The 15,028-nt window shown below is 66.9% G+C and carries 13 protein-coding genes; 7 read left to right on the top strand and 6 right to left on the bottom strand.

The genetic code is table 11. From position 1 onward, the window contains the following. Positions 1-130: 130 nt before the first annotated feature. Complete coding sequence (locus AC1Q6X_RS25625; RefSeq protein WP_492498798.1) at positions 131-2,575, bottom strand: coiled-coil domain-containing protein; 2,445 nt, start codon at positions 2,573-2,575, stop codon at positions 131-133. A gap of 245 nt (positions 2,576-2,820) precedes the next feature. Next, positions 2,821-3,834 (bottom strand): serine/threonine protein kinase, encoded by a 1,014-nt coding sequence (locus AC1Q6X_RS25620; protein WP_492498797.1) that lies wholly within the window; start codon positions 3,832-3,834, stop codon positions 2,821-2,823. Between the two features lie 103 nt (positions 3,835-3,937). Here AC1Q6X_RS25620 and AC1Q6X_RS25615 point away from each other — a divergent pair, with 103 nt between their 5' ends. The 7 genes from AC1Q6X_RS25615 (at position 3,938) to AC1Q6X_RS25585 (ending at position 11,096) form a co-directional block, all read left to right on the top strand. Then, entirely contained in the window at positions 3,938-4,636 is a 699-nt protein-coding gene (locus AC1Q6X_RS25615; protein ID WP_492498796.1) for a UPF0149 family protein, read from the top strand. A gap of 435 nt (positions 4,637-5,071) precedes the next feature. Continuing rightward, positions 5,072-5,482, top strand: a complete 411-nt coding sequence (locus AC1Q6X_RS25610; RefSeq protein WP_492498795.1) for a hypothetical protein — start codon at positions 5,072-5,074, stop codon at positions 5,480-5,482. A gap of 77 nt (positions 5,483-5,559) precedes the next feature. Continuing rightward, entirely contained in the window at positions 5,560-6,477 is a 918-nt protein-coding gene (locus AC1Q6X_RS25605) for a LysR family transcriptional regulator (protein WP_492498794.1), read from the top strand. A 116-nt stretch (positions 6,478-6,593) separates the two neighbouring features. Then, entirely contained in the window at positions 6,594-8,132 is a 1,539-nt protein-coding gene (locus AC1Q6X_RS25600; protein ID WP_492405349.1) for an MFS transporter, read from the top strand. Positions 8,133-8,158: 26 nt separating this feature from the next. Beyond that, a complete protein-coding gene (locus AC1Q6X_RS25595) occupies positions 8,159-9,229 on the top strand; it encodes an HlyD family secretion protein (RefSeq protein ID WP_492498793.1) in 1,071 nt (356 codons plus the stop codon). Continuing rightward, positions 9,226-10,665, top strand: coding sequence for an efflux transporter outer membrane subunit (locus AC1Q6X_RS25590; protein WP_492498792.1), 1,440 nt, complete (start codon positions 9,226-9,228; stop codon positions 10,663-10,665). Before AC1Q6X_RS25595 ends, AC1Q6X_RS25590 begins: the two co-directional genes overlap by 4 nt. Beyond that, entirely contained in the window at positions 10,662-11,096 is a 435-nt protein-coding gene (locus tag AC1Q6X_RS25585; RefSeq protein ID WP_070310859.1) for a hypothetical protein, read from the top strand. Before AC1Q6X_RS25590 ends, AC1Q6X_RS25585 begins: the two co-directional genes overlap by 4 nt. A gap of 21 nt (positions 11,097-11,117) precedes the next feature. On the opposite strand, the gene AC1Q6X_RS25580 is transcribed toward AC1Q6X_RS25585, so the two are convergent. Genes AC1Q6X_RS25580 through AC1Q6X_RS25565 form a run of 4 tightly spaced genes read right to left on the bottom strand, consistent with a single transcriptional unit; the run spans position 11,118 to position 14,972 of the window. Next, positions 11,118-11,906, bottom strand: a complete 789-nt coding sequence (locus tag AC1Q6X_RS25580; RefSeq protein ID WP_492498791.1) for an ATP-binding cassette domain-containing protein — start codon at positions 11,904-11,906, stop codon at positions 11,118-11,120. An 8-nt stretch (positions 11,907-11,914) separates the two neighbouring features. Then, positions 11,915-12,967 (bottom strand): FecCD family ABC transporter permease, encoded by a 1,053-nt coding sequence (locus AC1Q6X_RS25575; RefSeq protein ID WP_492498790.1) that lies wholly within the window; start codon positions 12,965-12,967, stop codon positions 11,915-11,917. Continuing rightward, complete coding sequence (locus AC1Q6X_RS25570) at positions 12,964-13,890, bottom strand: heme/hemin ABC transporter substrate-binding protein (RefSeq protein WP_492498789.1); 927 nt, start codon at positions 13,888-13,890, stop codon at positions 12,964-12,966. Before AC1Q6X_RS25570 ends, AC1Q6X_RS25575 begins: the two co-directional genes overlap by 4 nt. Next, positions 13,878-14,972, bottom strand: a complete 1,095-nt coding sequence (locus tag AC1Q6X_RS25565; RefSeq protein WP_492498788.1) for a hemin-degrading factor — start codon at positions 14,970-14,972, stop codon at positions 13,878-13,880. Before AC1Q6X_RS25565 ends, AC1Q6X_RS25570 begins: the two co-directional genes overlap by 13 nt. Positions 14,973-15,028: the final 56 nt, after the last annotated feature.

Below are 15,028 nucleotides of genomic sequence, written 5' to 3'. Positions count from 1 at the left end.
ACAAAACCGTAGCGAGCGGCAGTGATTTGTGGCTGAGAAGCGCAACCGTACTTTAGTACGGGGGCGCCGAGCCGGTGAGCATCGCCAGCCGCAAAGCGCGCCGCGCAGTAGGTTTGGTTCGGTATCCTGCCTAGCGCGAGCGCCAGACTGCACCGGCCGACTCATTAGGCTGCGTCAGCCGCTCGATCACTTCGCGCGTCAGACTGGCCGAGCTCACCTGTTCGGCTTTCGCGCGGGCGGCGGTCAATGAACTGGAAAACGCGCTTTGCGGCTGCTCCAGGCTGGCGCGCAGGGCGGCCAGTTCGCGCTCCTGCTGCTGCGCGCGGGCCGTATCGCGTTCCAGCAACTGCTGTTTGGCAGCCGCCATCGCGCGCGTCGTCTCGGCCGCCTTGCGCTGCAGGGCGGCATGGGCTTGCGCGCTGGCCAGCAAGGCTTGCTGCGCGTCGAGTTTCTCGCTGGCGGCCTGCTGCGCCGCCAGTTCCAGCTGCTCGCGCTGGCGCACGGCTTCCAGCGCCTGCTGTTCCATGGCGGCGCGCGCTTCGGCTACCGCCGTCGCCTGCTTTTCCGCTTCCAGGCGGCCGGCGATCGCTTGCGAGGCGCGCTCTTCGGCGCTGCTGGTCTGGCGCTGCTGCACCAGTTTTTGCGCGATCAGGGCCAGCGACTCGCGTTCGGCCGCGACGAAATCGCGCTCGGATGCCAGCAGCGCTTCGGCAGCTTGCGCCTTGTCTTCTTCCACGCGGGCGCGCTCGCTATGCACTTGCCCCAGTTCCACGGCCAGGCGCGCCTGCGCCTGCACGGCCTGCGCTGCCGCCGCTTTCTGTTCGCCCTCGACCAGCGCCTGGTCCATCAGGATACGGATGGCGTCCGCTTCCTTTTGCGCCGCATCCCGCAAGACCTGTTCGGCCACCTGCTGGCCGCGCAGCAGTTCCGCTTGCGCCGCTTCGACGGCCGTGCGTTCCTGCGCCGCTTGGCACGCCAGCGCTTCCGCTTCCAGTTTTTCTTTCAAGGCGGCGAGGGCGGCCTGTTCGGCGGCCAGGCGTTCCTGCTCGGCCTGCAGCAGCTGCTCTGCCTGGCGGGCTTTTTCCTGCGCCAGTTGCGCTGCCTGCTCCTGCGCAACCAGTGTCGCCTTGCCGGCATCAACTTCGGCCTGCTCGGCGTCGTTCTGGCTGGCGGCCAGTTCCGCCGCCTGGCGCGCCAGTTCGGCGCGTTCCTGCGCCAGACTGGCGGCGCGCTGCTGCTCTTCCAGTTCGCGGGCCGCTGCCACGGCGGCCGCCTGCTCGGCCGCTTCGCGGGCCTTTGTTTCTTCGAGGGCCGCCGTTTCCGCTTCCAGCTTGGCGTGGCCGGCGATTTCCGCATCCTGTTCGGCGGTCACGCGGGCCAGGGCCACGGCGCGCAGCTGGCGGTCCACCTCGATGCGCGCCTCGGTGGCGGCCAGGATGCGCACGTCGGCATCGCGGCGCGCCTGCGCGCTGGCCACGGCGACCATTTCCAGGCGCTCGCGGTGGATGGCCGCGTCGCGCAATTCCTTTTCCGTCTGCAGGCGCAAACGCAGCGACTGCGCCGCATGGCGTTCCGATTCCGCCTGCGCCAGCGCGATGGCTTCGCGTTCCTGCTCCAGGTGCGCCAGCGCGCGCGCTTCTTCCAGGGCGCGCACTTCGGCGGCGGCCCGGTTGAAGGCCGATTCCAGCGCGATCTGGTCGGCGCGCTCGCGCTGCACCGTCAAGTCGAGCGCTTCGCTTTCCGCTTCGGCCAGCATCTGCGCCGTCTGGCGCGCACCGTGCGCATGGCGCTCGCGTTCACGGGCCAGCACGGCGACACGGGCGTCCGCCGAAGCGATGCCCACCATTTCTTCCTTGGCCGCCTGCACGGCGGCGACGCGCTCGACGGCCTGCAGGCGCGCCTGCTCCGTCTGCACCTGCAATTCCTCGGCGGCGCGGGCTGCCTGCTCGGCCAGTTCCGACTGCACGGCCACCTGCTCGCTGGCGCGCAAGCGGCTTTCCTGCTCGGCGCGGGCGCGCTGTTCGGCGGCCAGACGGATGGCATTATCCGATTCCACGCGGGCGCGCAGTTCGGCCGTCTCTTGCTTGACGGCTTCCAGGCGGGCCACGCTGGCCTGCGCGGCGGCGCGCATGGTGTCGAGACGTTCGCGGTTGGCGGCGATCGCTTCCTCGGCTGCCTGCGCATTTTGCTGCGCGGCGGCGGCGGCGGCCGCGTCGATGGCGGCGCGGTCCTCGGCCAGTGAGCGCACGCGCGCCTCGGCCAGGGCCCGGCTTTCGGCGGCGCAGGTGGCCTTCGCTTCCGCTTCCACGCGGGCGATCGCCTCGTGGATGGCCTTCAGTTCCATTTTCTGGCGTTCGGCGGCAGGCGCCTTGCTGTCGGTTTCCGCTGCCGGCTCGGCTTGCGGCTCGGGCATAGGAGTGGCAGGAGCGGCTGGAACCGGCGCTGGCGCTTCCGCCTTGCGCTCCAGGTCCTTGAAATCATGCAGCGAAACGATGCTGTCCTGGTCGAACTCGTCGTCGGCGGAATACGCGACGGTGAGGGAGGCGGCCTGGCGCTGATTTTGCTGTGCTTGCATGATTTCTCGCTTATTCGGGTGAATTCCGTTGCTTATGGGAATTTATTACCACCATTATCGAACAGGCATGCACAAATCAGCGCGACAAGAAGAGCCTGTTTTACCGCCCTTTTCATCATTTCACCAATCAAACCTACTGCGCGTCGCGCTTTGCGTCCGGCGATACTCACTGGGCGTCAGCCCAGTTGCGCTTCTCGGACGCAAATCACTGCCGCTCGCTACGGTTTTATTGGCAAAATATGCATTCAGATGGGCCAGAGGGGCGCCTCATCCATCAAGGCCACCTGCTCCCTGAGTTCCAGGATACGGTCCTGCCAATAGCGCTGCGTGTTGAACCAAGGGAAGGCAACGGGGAAGGCAGGATCGTCCCAGCGGCGCGCCAGCCAGGCCGAATAATGGATCAGGCGCAGGGTGCGCAGCGCTTCGACCAGGTACAGCTGGCGCGGGTCGAAATCGCAGAAATCTTCGTAGCCGGCCAGGATGTCGCTCATCTGGCGCACCTGGTCGCCGCGCTCGCCCGACAGCATCATCCACAGGTCCTGGATGGCCGGACCCATGCGGCTGTCGTCGAAATCGACGAAATGGGGGCCGGCGTCCGTCCACAGCACGTTGCCGCCATGGCAGTCGCCATGCGTGCGCAGCACGGCCACGTCGCCCGCGCGGTCATAGCAGCGCTTGACGCCATCGAGCGCCTGCTGCGCCACGCTGGAATAGGCGGCCAGCAGTTCGGGCGGCAAAAAATTACCTTCCAGCAAGAATTCGCGCGGTTCGACGCCAAACGTCTGGTGATCGAGCACCGGGCGTTCCTTGTAGGCGGACAGCGCGCCGACGGCGTGGATGCGGCCGATGAAGCGCCCTATCCATTCCAGCGTCGCCGGGTCGTCCAGCTCGGGCGCGCGGCCGCCGTGGCGGGGGAAGACGGCAAAGCGGAAGCCCTGGTACTGGTGCAGGGTGCTGCCATTGATCGCCAGCGCCGGCACCACCTGGATTTCGCGCTCGACCAGCTCGGACACGAACGCGTGTTCTTCCAGGATGGCCGCATCGCTCCAGCGCGCGGGACGGTAAAACTTGGCCACCAGCGGCGCGCTGTCCTCGATGCCCACCTGGTAGACGCGGTTTTCATAGCTGTTCAGCGCCAGCAGGCGGCCGTCGCCGCGCAAGCCCACGCTGTCGAGGGCGTCGAGCACGCAATCGGGGCTCAGTGCGGAAAAGGGATGGACGGGCCGGTCGTCCTCGTGCGGCTGGTTTTCATTGTGCATAAGCGACATTGTAAGGCGCGCGCGGGCCGCCGGTGCAAACACTTCGGTGATGAAGCGCCGCAAGGCGTATACTGGCGCCTTACATTTCATCAAAGAGCAAGCCATGTCACTCGAACAGCCATTATCAGAAAAAGAATTTGACGAATTAGACCAATTCCTGTTGTCGGACCGGTGCTCCGAAGACGCCATGACCATGGATATGCTGCACGGCTATCTGACGGCCGTCGCCATCGGTCCGGAACCGATCATGCCGGCCGAGTGGTTGCCGCGCGTGTGGGGCGAAGATGCCGAAGATGCGCCGAAATTCAAGAACAGCAAGGAAGAAGAGCGCATCGTCAACCTGATCATGCGCTTCATGAATGAAGTGCTGGTGACGTTTGAAGTGGCGCCGAAGGAATTCGAAGCCCTGTTCGTCGAGCACGACTACGAAGGCCAGACCCTGATCGACGCCGAAGCCTGGTGCTGGGGCTTCTGGGACGGCATGGAACTGCGTCCCGGCTCGTGGAACGAAATCTGGGATTCCGAAGTGGCCGAGCTGATGCAGCCGATCTACCTGCTGGGCGCCGACGAAATCAAGGAAGAAGAGCTGAAACTGGTGGAAGACCCGGTCAAGGCGCACAAGCTGGCGCAGGAACTGGAAGCGAACCTGCCGGCCATCCACCGTTTCTGGGTGCCGCGCCGCAAGGCTCCGGTGCAAACCCTGAAGCGCGAAGAGCCGAAAGTGGGCCGCAACGACGACTGCCCTTGCGGCAGCGGCAAGAAGTTCAAGAAATGCTGCGGCGCCGAGCCGGCAGCCGAGTAATACCTTCGCTTTACCCTGCGCCGGGCACTATCCCGGCGTAGTTCTCTTCCTCGCAGCCCTCTCCATTCGCTCGCCGCCGCTGTTGTTACTGGCACGCGATTGCACCGGCCTTTTCACTTGTCTATAATCAAGAATCATTCGGCATTCATTTGTGCTGCAGGACAGCGCATGCCAGACCGCTCCATGTCTTGGCCCGCCCTCTTCACATCATGTAAATTCCAGCCTGTTTTGCTATTACTACGGGGGACTCAGTAGAAAATGAGTACTACAAAACGGATAGAAAACAAGTGCATGGATTGCGAATATACGTGGTTCCCCAGAGGGAAAGACCTATCAATAAAGTGTCCCAACTGCGGGAACCGCAATATTGGCTTCTCAAGTATAGGTCGCTCCGGCATGGGCGACTCCATACGCAGGCTCCTCTACAAGAGCCTGATGATTCTCGGCCTCGTTATCATCGGCTTTGTAGCGTTCGGTCCACGAACGGAAAAGGAAGCCCCTTCGGCAAAGAGCCTGACTACAGAAACAGAGCCTGCCGCAAGCTTCACCGAGACATCCCCGCCGTCCGCCGCTCCCCGTTCAAAGAATTTCATCGAGACGAACGAGGAAATAGCGCCACCACAGGCAATCTCGGCTCAACCACTTCCCATGGCAGAAAATGAACGCGTTGTAACAGAGGATGAGCTAAAGCTAAACAAAAGAGTATTAGCCGAAAGTTTGCTGGCATTGCAGGCTTGTGACGACAGTATCGATGATGACAGCAAAAGCCATTGTATCGCCCTGCAATGCGCCAAGGCAGAGCTGGCACCGACACCGGCATGCATGAATAGGCAGGCAAAAGAGTAATTTTCCTGGCGTCTGTCCGCCCTTAAGATCGGCGTTGCCACCGCAGAAAGCTCCTTGCTTGACGCTATAATCGCCGCATGAAACTCCCAGACCTGAATCTGCTCGTCGCCCTCGACATCCTGCTCGAGGAAGGCAGCGCCGTGGCCGCCGCGCGGCGCATGAATCTGAGCGCGCCGGCCATGAGCCGCACCCTGGCGCGCATCCGCGACGCCATCGGCGACCCCGTCTTCGTGCGCTCCGGGCGCGGCCTGGCGCCCACCCCGCGCGCGCTGGAATTGCGCGAGCAGGTGCGCGGCGTGGTGGAGCAGGCGCACGCCGTCTTCACGTCCGGCCGTGAAATCGACCTGCGCACCCTGGAACGCACCTTCAGCCTGTGCGCCAACGACGTGTTTGTCGGCGCCTACGGCGGCAAGCTGCGCGACCTGCTGGCCAGCCATGCGCCGAACACGGTGCTGCGCTTCGTGCCCGAAGGCGATGGCGCCACGGAAAACGACGCCCTGCACGCGGGCCGCATCGACCTGTACATCAGCGCGCGGCGCGCCTTTGCGCCCGACATCAAGCTGCAGCAGCTGTTTAGCAGCGGCTTTGTCGGCATCGCCCGCGGCGACCATCCGATCTTCGACGGCCCCATGAACCTGGACAGCTTCACCGAGTACGAACATATCAGCGTGTCGCGCCGCGGCCTGGCGCGCGGCCCGTTCGACACGGCCCTGGCCGAGCGGGGCTACATGCGCCGCGTTTCGCTGATCACGCCCAATTTTCAGTCCGCCATCTTCGCCGTGGCCGATTCGCGCCTGCTGCTGCCGCTGATGCCCACGCCCCTGCTGCCCATCGTCGAGCGGCTGGGATTGAAGCTGCGCACCTTCGCGCTGCCCATTCCCGTCGACAACGTCGACGTATTCCAGGCCTGGCATCCGCGCCTCGACCACGACCACGCACACCGCTGGCTGCGCGCGACGATCAAGTCGCTGTGCGGCAGCGCGCCGGGCGCGTAGGCGCTGAACCCAATATCATTGCGCCAGACGCAATCGAGACTTCATCAATTATCAATTTTCACAAGATTAACGGCTACCTATACTGCGTGGACTGATTCTCATCCACGGAGTTCCCTGTGTCCGCTGTATTGCTTCCTGGCGCCATCCCGACGATGGCGCCGCCTCCCCCTTCACCGCCGGCGCCACCCGTCTTTGGTCCGCGCCTGGCCACCGGCCTGGCCGGCGTGCTGCTGGCCGTGCTGGTATCGGGCCTGAATGAAAACATCACCAAGGTCGCGCTGGCCGACATCCGCGGCGCCATGGGCATCGCGCGCGACGACGCCAGCTGGCTCGTGGCCCTGTATGCGGCCGCCTCGGTGTCGGCCATGGCGTTCGCGCCGTGGTGCTCCGTCACCTTCTCGCTGCGCCGCCTGACGGCCGCCGCCATCGTCGTCTGCATGGCGGCCGGCGTGCTTTGCCCGTTCGCGCCGAACCTGTCCGTGCTGATGTTCCTGCGCGTGGTGCAGGGCGCGGCCGGCGGCGCCTTGCCGCCCATGCTGATGACGGTGGCGCTGCGCTTCCTGCCGCCGAACATCAAGCTGTATGGCCTGGGCGGCTACGCGCTGAGCGCCACCTTCGGCCCCAGCCTGGGCACGCCGCTGGCCGCCTTCTGGACCGAGTACCTGGGCTGGCAATGGGCGTTCTGGCAAGTCGTCCCGGGCAGCATCGTCGCGCTGCTGATGGTGTCGTGGGGCTTGCCGCAAGACCCGCTGCGCCTCGAGCGTTTCCGTCAATTCGACTGGCGCGGCCTGCTGCTGGGTCTGCCCGCGATCAGCATGCTGGTGGTGGGCTTGCTGCAGGGCGAACGCCTGGCGTGGTTCGCCTCGCCGCTGATCTGCGTGCTGCTGGGTGGCGGTCTATTGCTGCTGGTGCTGTTCTTTGTCAATGAATGGTCGCATCCGCTGCCGTTCTTCAAGCTGCAGCTGCTGTCGCGGCGTAACCTCAGCCACGCCCTGCTGACCCTGGGCGGCGTGCTGTTCGTGCTGCTGGCCGTGATCCTGATCCCTTCGTCCTACCTGGCGCAGGTGCACGCCTACCGCCCGCTGCAAACGGCGCCCGTGATGCTGATGGTGGCGCTGCCGCAGCTGGTCGCCCTGCCGCTGGTGGCCGCCCTGTGCAATATCCGCGCCGTCGACTGCCGCTGGGTGCTGGCCATCGGCCTGGCCCTGCTGGCCCTGTCCTGCGTGCTGGGCGCGCGCATGTCGCCGGACTGGATACGCACGCACTTCTACCTGCTGCAGGCGGTGCAGATCTTCGCGCAACCGATGGCCGTGATTCCCTTGCTGCTGCTGGCCACCACGGGCCTGGCGCCGCAGGATGGCCCCTTCGCCTCGGCCTGGTTCAACACCATCAAGGGCATGTCGGCCGTCGTCGCCACCGGCGTGCTCGACGCGCTGATCACGCGCCGCAACCATTTTCATTCGACGGTGCTCAGCGAGCGCCTGGGCAACCTGCCTGGCGTCGTGGACGTGCCGGGCCTGAGTGCGCGCATGCATGCGCAAGTCGTCACCCTGACCTCGTCCGATCTGTACCTGTGCGTGGCGGCCATCGCGCTGGCCATGATTGTGATCATTCCCATCCTGCCGACGCGCGTCTATCCGCCGCGCGCAGCCTGACTTTTATTTCAAGAAAGAGCATCCCCATGCAAACAACCATACTGCGCTCACGCGCATTTCTTCTCGGCCTGGTCCTGCTGGCCTGCGCCCTGGCCTTTTGCGCCTGGCAACTGCTGTTCGCCCGCGGCGACGAACAAGGCACCGACGACGCCTTCGTCAGCGCCGACTACACCGTGCTCTCCCCCAAGGTGGGCGGCATCGTGCGGGAAGTGCTGGTGGAAGACAACCAGACTGTCAAGGCGGGTCAGCTGCTGGCGCGCATCGACGACCGCGACTATCAGGCCGCCGCCGCCTCGGCCCGCGCCGAGGTAGCCGGCGCCGAGGCGCAGCTGGCCAATGCCCGCGCCACCTTGCAGCGCCAGCAATCGGTGATCGAGCAAGCCACGACCCTGGTCGACGCCAACCAGGCGGAAGACAAGCTGGCGCAGCAGGAACTGGCCCGCTCAACGCACCTGGCAGGCCAGGGCGCGGGCAGCGTGCAGAACGCGCAGCAGGCGCAATCGCGCTTCGACGTGAGCCGGGCGCGCCTGGCGCAAAACCGCGCCGCCCTCGTCGCCACCCGCAAGCAGACGGACATTTTACAGGCGCAGCAAGGCGCGGCGGAAGCGGCCCTGCTGCGCGCCCGCGCCAGCCTGCAGCGGGCCGAACTTGATTTGTCGCATACGCAGCTGCGCGCCCCCATCGACGGCATCGTGGGACGCCGCGCCGTGCGCGTCGGCGCCCTGGTGGCGCCCGGCGCCAGCCTGATGGCCGTAGTGCCCCTGAACCGCAGCTTCGTCGTCGCCAACCTGCAGGAAACCCAGCTCACGCACGTGCGCCAGGGGCAGCGCGCCAGCATCGCCGTCGACGCCTATCCGGGCATGCTCCTGCGCGGCACGGTGCACAGCATCGCGCCGGCCACGGGCGTGACGTTTGCCGCCATCGCGCCGGAAAACGCCACCGGCAACTTCACCAAGGTGGTGCAGCGCATTCCCGTCAGGATCGCGCTCGATCCCGGCCAGGATGACGGCAGCCGCCTGCGCGTGGGCATGTCGGCCGAAGTGCGCATCGATATGGCCCCCCGCCGTCAACTGCCGCAACAGGTGAGCGCGCGATGAAAGCACTGATCATTTTCACGGCCCTGGGCCTGGCCGGCTGCGCCAGCGTGGGCAGCGACTTCCAGCCTCCGCACCACGAGCTGGGGCAGCAATGGCGCCAGGCGCAGGATGCCCGTTTCGCCGCCCAGCAAGACGCCGCCATCGAGCAACGCTGGTGGGACGGCTTCGGCGACGCTACCTTATCTTCCCTGCTGCGGCGCGCCGCCGGCGCCAACCTCGACGTGCTGGCGGCTGGCAGCCGGCTGGAACAAAGCCGCGCCGCGCGCGGCGTGGCGGGCGCCGCGCAAGGCCCGTCCCTGGGCGCAAATGGCAGCTACGGCCGCGCGCGCAACAGCGAGCAAGGCTTGAGCGACCCGTCGCGCAACAACGGCCAGTCAGCCTACAACCTGTGGCAAGGCAACCTCGACGCCGCCTGGGAGCTGGACCTGTGGGGCCGCGTGCGCCGTGAAGTGGAAGCGGCTGACGCGCACGTCGACGTGGCGCTGGAAACGCAGCGCGGCGTGCTGCTGGCCGTACTGGCCGAGACGGCGCGCGACTACATCGAGCTGCGCGGCGCGCAGCAGACGCTGGCCATCACGCAGCAGCTGCTCGATATCGCCCGCCATACCCTGTACCTGACCCGCATCCGCATGCGCGAAGGCGTGGCGACGCAACTCGACGAAGCCGAGGCGGCGGCCCACGTGGCCACCATCGAAGCACGCCTGCCGCCGCTGCAGCAGCGCGAAGCGCGCCTGGGCAACGCCCTCGCCCTCTTGCTGGCGCTGCCGCCGCAAGCCTTGCAGGCGGAACTGGCTGAGGGCAAGGACATTCCGGCCGTGGCCATGCAGGTGCAACTGGGCGTGCCGAGCGGCCTGGCCGAGCGCCGTCCCGACATCCGCCGTGCCGAAGCACAGCTGCACGCGGCCACGGCCGCCATCGGCGTGGCGCAAGGCGATTTTTATCCGCGCATCACGCTGTCGGGCAGCATCGGCCTGCAAACGATGCAGCTGTCCGACATCGGCTGGGACGCCAAACGCTTTGCCTTCGGCCCCGGTTTCAGCGTGCCCCTGTTCGATGGCGGCCGCCTGCGCGGCAAACTGCAATTGCGCGAGGCGCAGCAGCAGGAAGCGGCCATCGCCTACCGCCAGACGGTGCTGGCCGCCTGGCACGAAGTGGAAGACGCGCTCTCTGGCTACCAGGCCAACGCCCGCCGCCAGGCCAGCCTCGATGAAGCCGTCAGGCAGGGACGGCGGGCGCTGGGCAGCGCGGAACTGCGGTACCGCCAGGGCGGCACGGACTTGATCAACGTGCTGCACGTGCAAAACACCTTATTGAACAACGAAGCGGCGCTGGTCGACAGCCGCGCCACCGCCTCGCTGTCGCTGGTCCAGGTCTACAAGGCGCTGGGCGGCGGCTGGCAAGCATTTTCAACTACCTCGCAAGGAAGCACGCCATGAAACCGAATCCCGCCCATTTCTCCATCCACGACGTCAGCGACTTTCCCATCGTGCGCTTTCGCCCTGAAACGGCCGTCGACGGCTATGCCCCGCTGTGGGAAAACGACATGGACGCCCTGCTGCGCCATGGCGAGCCGTTCGTCCTGCTGTTTGAAGCGGAACGCAGCGATGAAGCGCACATCGACCGCAAGCGGCGCGGCCTGTGGCTCAAGCATAACAAGGTGGCGCTGGCCGCCCTTTGCCGCGGCCTCGTGTCGGTCGAGGCGGACGCGGAGCAGCGCGCGCGTCTGCAGGCGCTGGCGGCCGGCGCCATGAAAGCCTTCGGCATCGTGCAGGAGGTGACGGCCACGCGCGAACAGGCCGATGCCCTGATGGTCTGGCTGCTGGGCAGCGGCCAGATGGCGCGGCCGCGCGCGGCGGACGTGTGGTAAGTGATTGATTGAATGAGTGAGTCAGGCTGCCCTGCGTACCGCGCTTCTGGCGGGGATGACGCACACGTCGCCGTCGCTGCTGGTCGCCGTCGTCAGGGCGATATCGTACAGCGCGGCCAGGGCGGGCACGGCGCCGGCATCGCTGGCGATATCGCCCACCAGCTGGCCCGAACGCACCAGCAGCAAGCGCTCGAAGCCCAGCAAGGCGTGGTTGATGTCGTGCAGGATGGCGACGACGGAGTGGCCGCGCGCGGCGCAAAACTGCCGCAGGCTGTCGAGCAAATCGAATTGCAGGCCGGGATCGAGCGCCGCCAGCGGTTCGTCGACGAGTATCAAGCCATTCTGCACATCCCACATCTGCGCGAAGATGCGCGCCAGCTGCACCCTGGCCTGCTCGCCGCCGGACAGGGTGTCCAGGCGCCGCCCCAGCAGATGCGCGGCATGCGCCAGGGCGGCCGCGTCCTGCACGATCCGTCCCAGCTGCGGGTCGGCCAGGCGCGCCACCCGCCCCAGGCCGATCACCAGTTCGCACGGCAAGCCGAAAGCCACGGTCGAACCTTGCGGCAGGACGGCGCGGCGCAGCGCCAGTTCCGCCAGCGGCCACTGCGCCAGCGGCCGGCCGGCGAAGACCACCTGGCCCGACTGCGGATGCAGTTCACGCGCCATCAGTTTCAACAGGGTCGACTTGCCCGCGCCGCTGGGGCCGAGGATGGCGATGCGCTCGCCGGGCGCCACCCGCAGATTGAACGGGCCGAAATACTGCTGGCCCAGTTGCGTGGTGGCGAACGTCAATTCCAGTATCGGCGTCATGTTCACCTCTAGGCGGTGCCGTGGCGGAAGCGCCGCAACAGCATCAGGAAAAATGGCCCGCCCAGCAAGGCCGTGAAAATGCCGACGGGGACTTCCGCGGGAATGGCGACCGTGCGCGCCAGGGTGTCGGCCAACAGCAGCAGCAAGCCGCCCATCAACATCGCCAGCGGCAGCACCTTGCGCTGGTCGGCCCCCAGCCAGGTGCGCACCAGGTGCGGCGCGATCAGGCCAATGAAGCCGATGCCGCCGCACCAGGCGACGGCAAACCCCGTCAGCACGGCCACCAGCACGATCACCTGCGTGCGCAGGCGGCCCACGTCGACACCCACGTGCAGCGCCTGCGCCTCGCCCAGCGCCAGCGCATTGAGTGACCGCATCAGGATGCGCGTGGCCCACAGCGCGCCCGCCAGCACCAGCAGCAGGGCAGCCACCTGGCGCCAGCTGCCGGCCGACAGCGAGCCTAACGTCCAGAAAGTCAGGGTGCGCAATTGATCGTCGCTGGCCAGGTAGATGCACAGTCCCATGACGGCCACCGTGATGGCGTTCAGCGCCACGCCCGTCAGCAGCAGGCCGACGATGGAGCCGGGAGTGGCCCAGCGGGCGACCCGGTCGAGCAGCACGCAAATGAGCATGGCGCCAGCAAACGCGGCGGCCGGCAGCAGCCACACGCGCAGCTCGGGCGCCACGTGCAGGCTGGCGGCGAAGACGATGGTGGCCGCGCCCGCGCAGGCGGCGCCGCTGCTCACGCCCAGCAGCCCCGGGTCGGCCAGCGGATTGCGGAACAGCCCTTGCGTCAAGCCGCCGGCCAGCGCCAGCGCGGCGCCGATCAGGATGGCGAACAGGGCGCGCGGCAAACGGATATGCCACAGCACGTACGCGCCGCCGGACAGCGCCTCGTCGCCCGCTTGAAACGGCGCCAGCCAGTCGGCCAGGGTCACGGGCACGGCGCCCGCCTGCACGGCGACGAGCAGGCCGCCAGCCAGTGCGGCGGCCAGCAGCCCGCCGGCGCCCCAGCGTGGCCAGCGCCAGGGCGCGGCGGAGACCAGGGAGGCCACGTTCATGCGGCCATGGCTTTGGCGAAAGCGGCGTCGAGTTCCGCCAGCGCCTGCGGCATGCGCGGGCCAAAGCCCAGCAGCAGCATGGCTTCCTGCGAGACGATGCGGTGCTTGCGCCCGGCCGGCGTCTGCGCCAGGCCTGGCAGTTTCAAGATGCCGTCCACGCCGCCCGAAGCTTTCAAGCCCTGGTCCGTGACGAGCACGATGTCGGGCCGCGCGGCGATCACGGCTTCAGGCGTCAGCGGCTTGTAGCCGGCGAATCCGCCCTGCCCGCCCATCACGTTGACGGTGCCCGCATACGCGAGCATGGCGTCGGCGCCCGTCTCACGCCCGCCCACCATCACCTGGTTCGGCGCATGGGCGAGGATGAACAGCACGCGTACGGGCGCATGCTGGCGCTGCTGCACCTTGGCCAGGGCGCCGCTCCACTGCTGCTGCAGGCTTTGCGCCAGGCGCGCGGCGGGGTCGGCACGTCCCGTGATCCTGCCCACCTGCTTTACGCGTTCGAGCAAGCCTTCGAATTGGTTGTTCGCGCTGAGCACCGCCACCGGCACGCCCGCCTCGCGCACCTGGCGCAGCACCGCTTGCGGCCCCGCTTCCTCGGTGGCGATCAGCTGCGTGGGCGCCAGCGACAGCACGCCTTCGGCCGACAGGGTGCGCGCATAGCCCACCTGCGGCAGCTGCTGCGCCACGGCCGGATACAGCGAGGTCGTATCGACGCCCACCAGTTCGCCCTGCGCCTCGAGCGCGTAGACGATTTCCGTCAGCGCGCCGCCCACGCTGACGATGCGCCGCGCCTTGGCCAGCGGCTTGGCCGCGTCGGTCACTGCCGCCAGCACCTGCATCGGCGCGGCCAGGGCCAGCGCTCCCGCCCCCATTTTTTTCAGCGCGATGCGGCGCGCCACGCTGGCGGCGATCATGCGGCGCATAGTTCGCCCTCCCGCGCCACCCTGTCGACGATATGGCGCCATTCGCACAATTCATGCACGCCCGGCTTGCGTTCGCCGAAGAACATGACGATGGTGTCGCCCTTCGCATCGAACAGTTCCACGGACGTCACCAGGCCGTCGACGGTCGGCTTTTTCACCACCCAGGCGCTGGCGATATGGTCTTCGCGCAAATGCAGGTTGAAGCGCTGGTCGAGGACATTGATCCACGGCCCCATTACGGCGATCTTGTGCACGGGACCCGAGTGGATCTGGATCATGCCCGCATTGCCGACGAAGGCCATGATGGACACTTTTTCCAGCGCGGCATCGTTGAGCAGGTCGAGCACGCAGGATTTGTCGATCTGCTGCACGAAGCGCGCTTCGGCCAGGCGCAGGCCCTGCAGGCGCGAGACCGCATATTTTTTCAGCAAAGTGAAAAATTCATGCGTGTCGCGCAAGTCGGCCCAGGCGGCGCGAAAGCCGGCCACGTCGATCTGCGCATCGGGCAGTTCGGCCGGCGCCGGCGGCGGCGCCGTCACGGCGATGCCGGCCGTCTGGTCCGCGTCGGCAAAGCGCGTCACCAGCGCGTCGTAGGCGGCCAGGTCGCTTTGCGGCTTGAGGAAAATCTTGTGCACGGCGTGGCCGGCCGCATCGAAAAATTGCAGGCTGCGCTGCACCTCGTGCTCGCCCATCTCGCGTACGGCAAAGCCATGCGCCCACTGGCGGTAAAACACGCGCAGGTCGATGTCGCCACCGAGCACCAGGCCCACATGGTTGTTGTGGCTGGCTTTTCGGTAGACGCCCGTCTTTTCATGCACGCACGAGGCGTTGCGCGTCAGCGCCATGACTTCGCCCAGCGGCTCCAGCGCGGCGACGATGGCGGGCCAGTCGGCCTGCAGGCGCTCGGCGCCCAGCAAGGCGCCATCGGCCAGCGACAGGCCCGCATGCGCGGCGATCAGCTCGCCTTCGGCTATGCCCAGTTCCTCGGCGATGTCGCGGTGGCGGGCCTTCTTTTCGCGGCGCAGGCGGGCAAATTCACTGGTGACCAGCTCGATATTGCAAATGGGGAACGTGCTCGACACGGTGTCTCCTTTCAAGGCGAACACTGGCTGGCATGGGCTGGCTGGTGGTGGGGAAA

This window comes from Janthinobacterium sp. GW823-FHT06H09 (genome assembly GCF_058794735.1).
This window is presented reverse-complemented; position numbering and strand designations above follow the sequence as displayed.

Bases quoted from the DNA above. Each gene is read 5' to 3' on its own strand.
- AC1Q6X_RS25625 (WP_492498798.1), bottom strand. From the start codon at position 2,575: ATGCAAGCACAGCAAAATCAGCGCCAGGCCGCCTCCCTCACCGTCGCG.
- AC1Q6X_RS25620 (WP_492498797.1), bottom strand. From the start codon at position 3,834: ATGCACAATGAAAACCAGCCGCACGAGGACGACCGGCCCGTCCATCCC.
- AC1Q6X_RS25615 (WP_492498796.1), top strand. From the start codon at position 3,938: ATGTCACTCGAACAGCCATTATCAGAAAAAGAATTTGACGAATTAGAC.
- AC1Q6X_RS25610 (WP_492498795.1), top strand. From the start codon at position 5,072: ATGATTCTCGGCCTCGTTATCATCGGCTTTGTAGCGTTCGGTCCACGA.
- AC1Q6X_RS25605 (WP_492498794.1), top strand. From the start codon at position 5,560: ATGAAACTCCCAGACCTGAATCTGCTCGTCGCCCTCGACATCCTGCTC.
- AC1Q6X_RS25595 (WP_492498793.1), top strand. From the start codon at position 8,159: ATGCAAACAACCATACTGCGCTCACGCGCATTTCTTCTCGGCCTGGTC.
- AC1Q6X_RS25590 (WP_492498792.1), top strand. From the start codon at position 9,226: ATGAAAGCACTGATCATTTTCACGGCCCTGGGCCTGGCCGGCTGCGCC.
- AC1Q6X_RS25585 (WP_070310859.1), top strand. From the start codon at position 10,662: ATGAAACCGAATCCCGCCCATTTCTCCATCCACGACGTCAGCGACTTT.
- AC1Q6X_RS25580 (WP_492498791.1), bottom strand. From the start codon at position 11,906: ATGACGCCGATACTGGAATTGACGTTCGCCACCACGCAACTGGGCCAG.
- AC1Q6X_RS25575 (WP_492498790.1), bottom strand. From the start codon at position 12,967: ATGAACGTGGCCTCCCTGGTCTCCGCCGCGCCCTGGCGCTGGCCACGC.
- AC1Q6X_RS25570 (WP_492498789.1), bottom strand. From the start codon at position 13,890: ATGCGCCGCATGATCGCCGCCAGCGTGGCGCGCCGCATCGCGCTGAAA.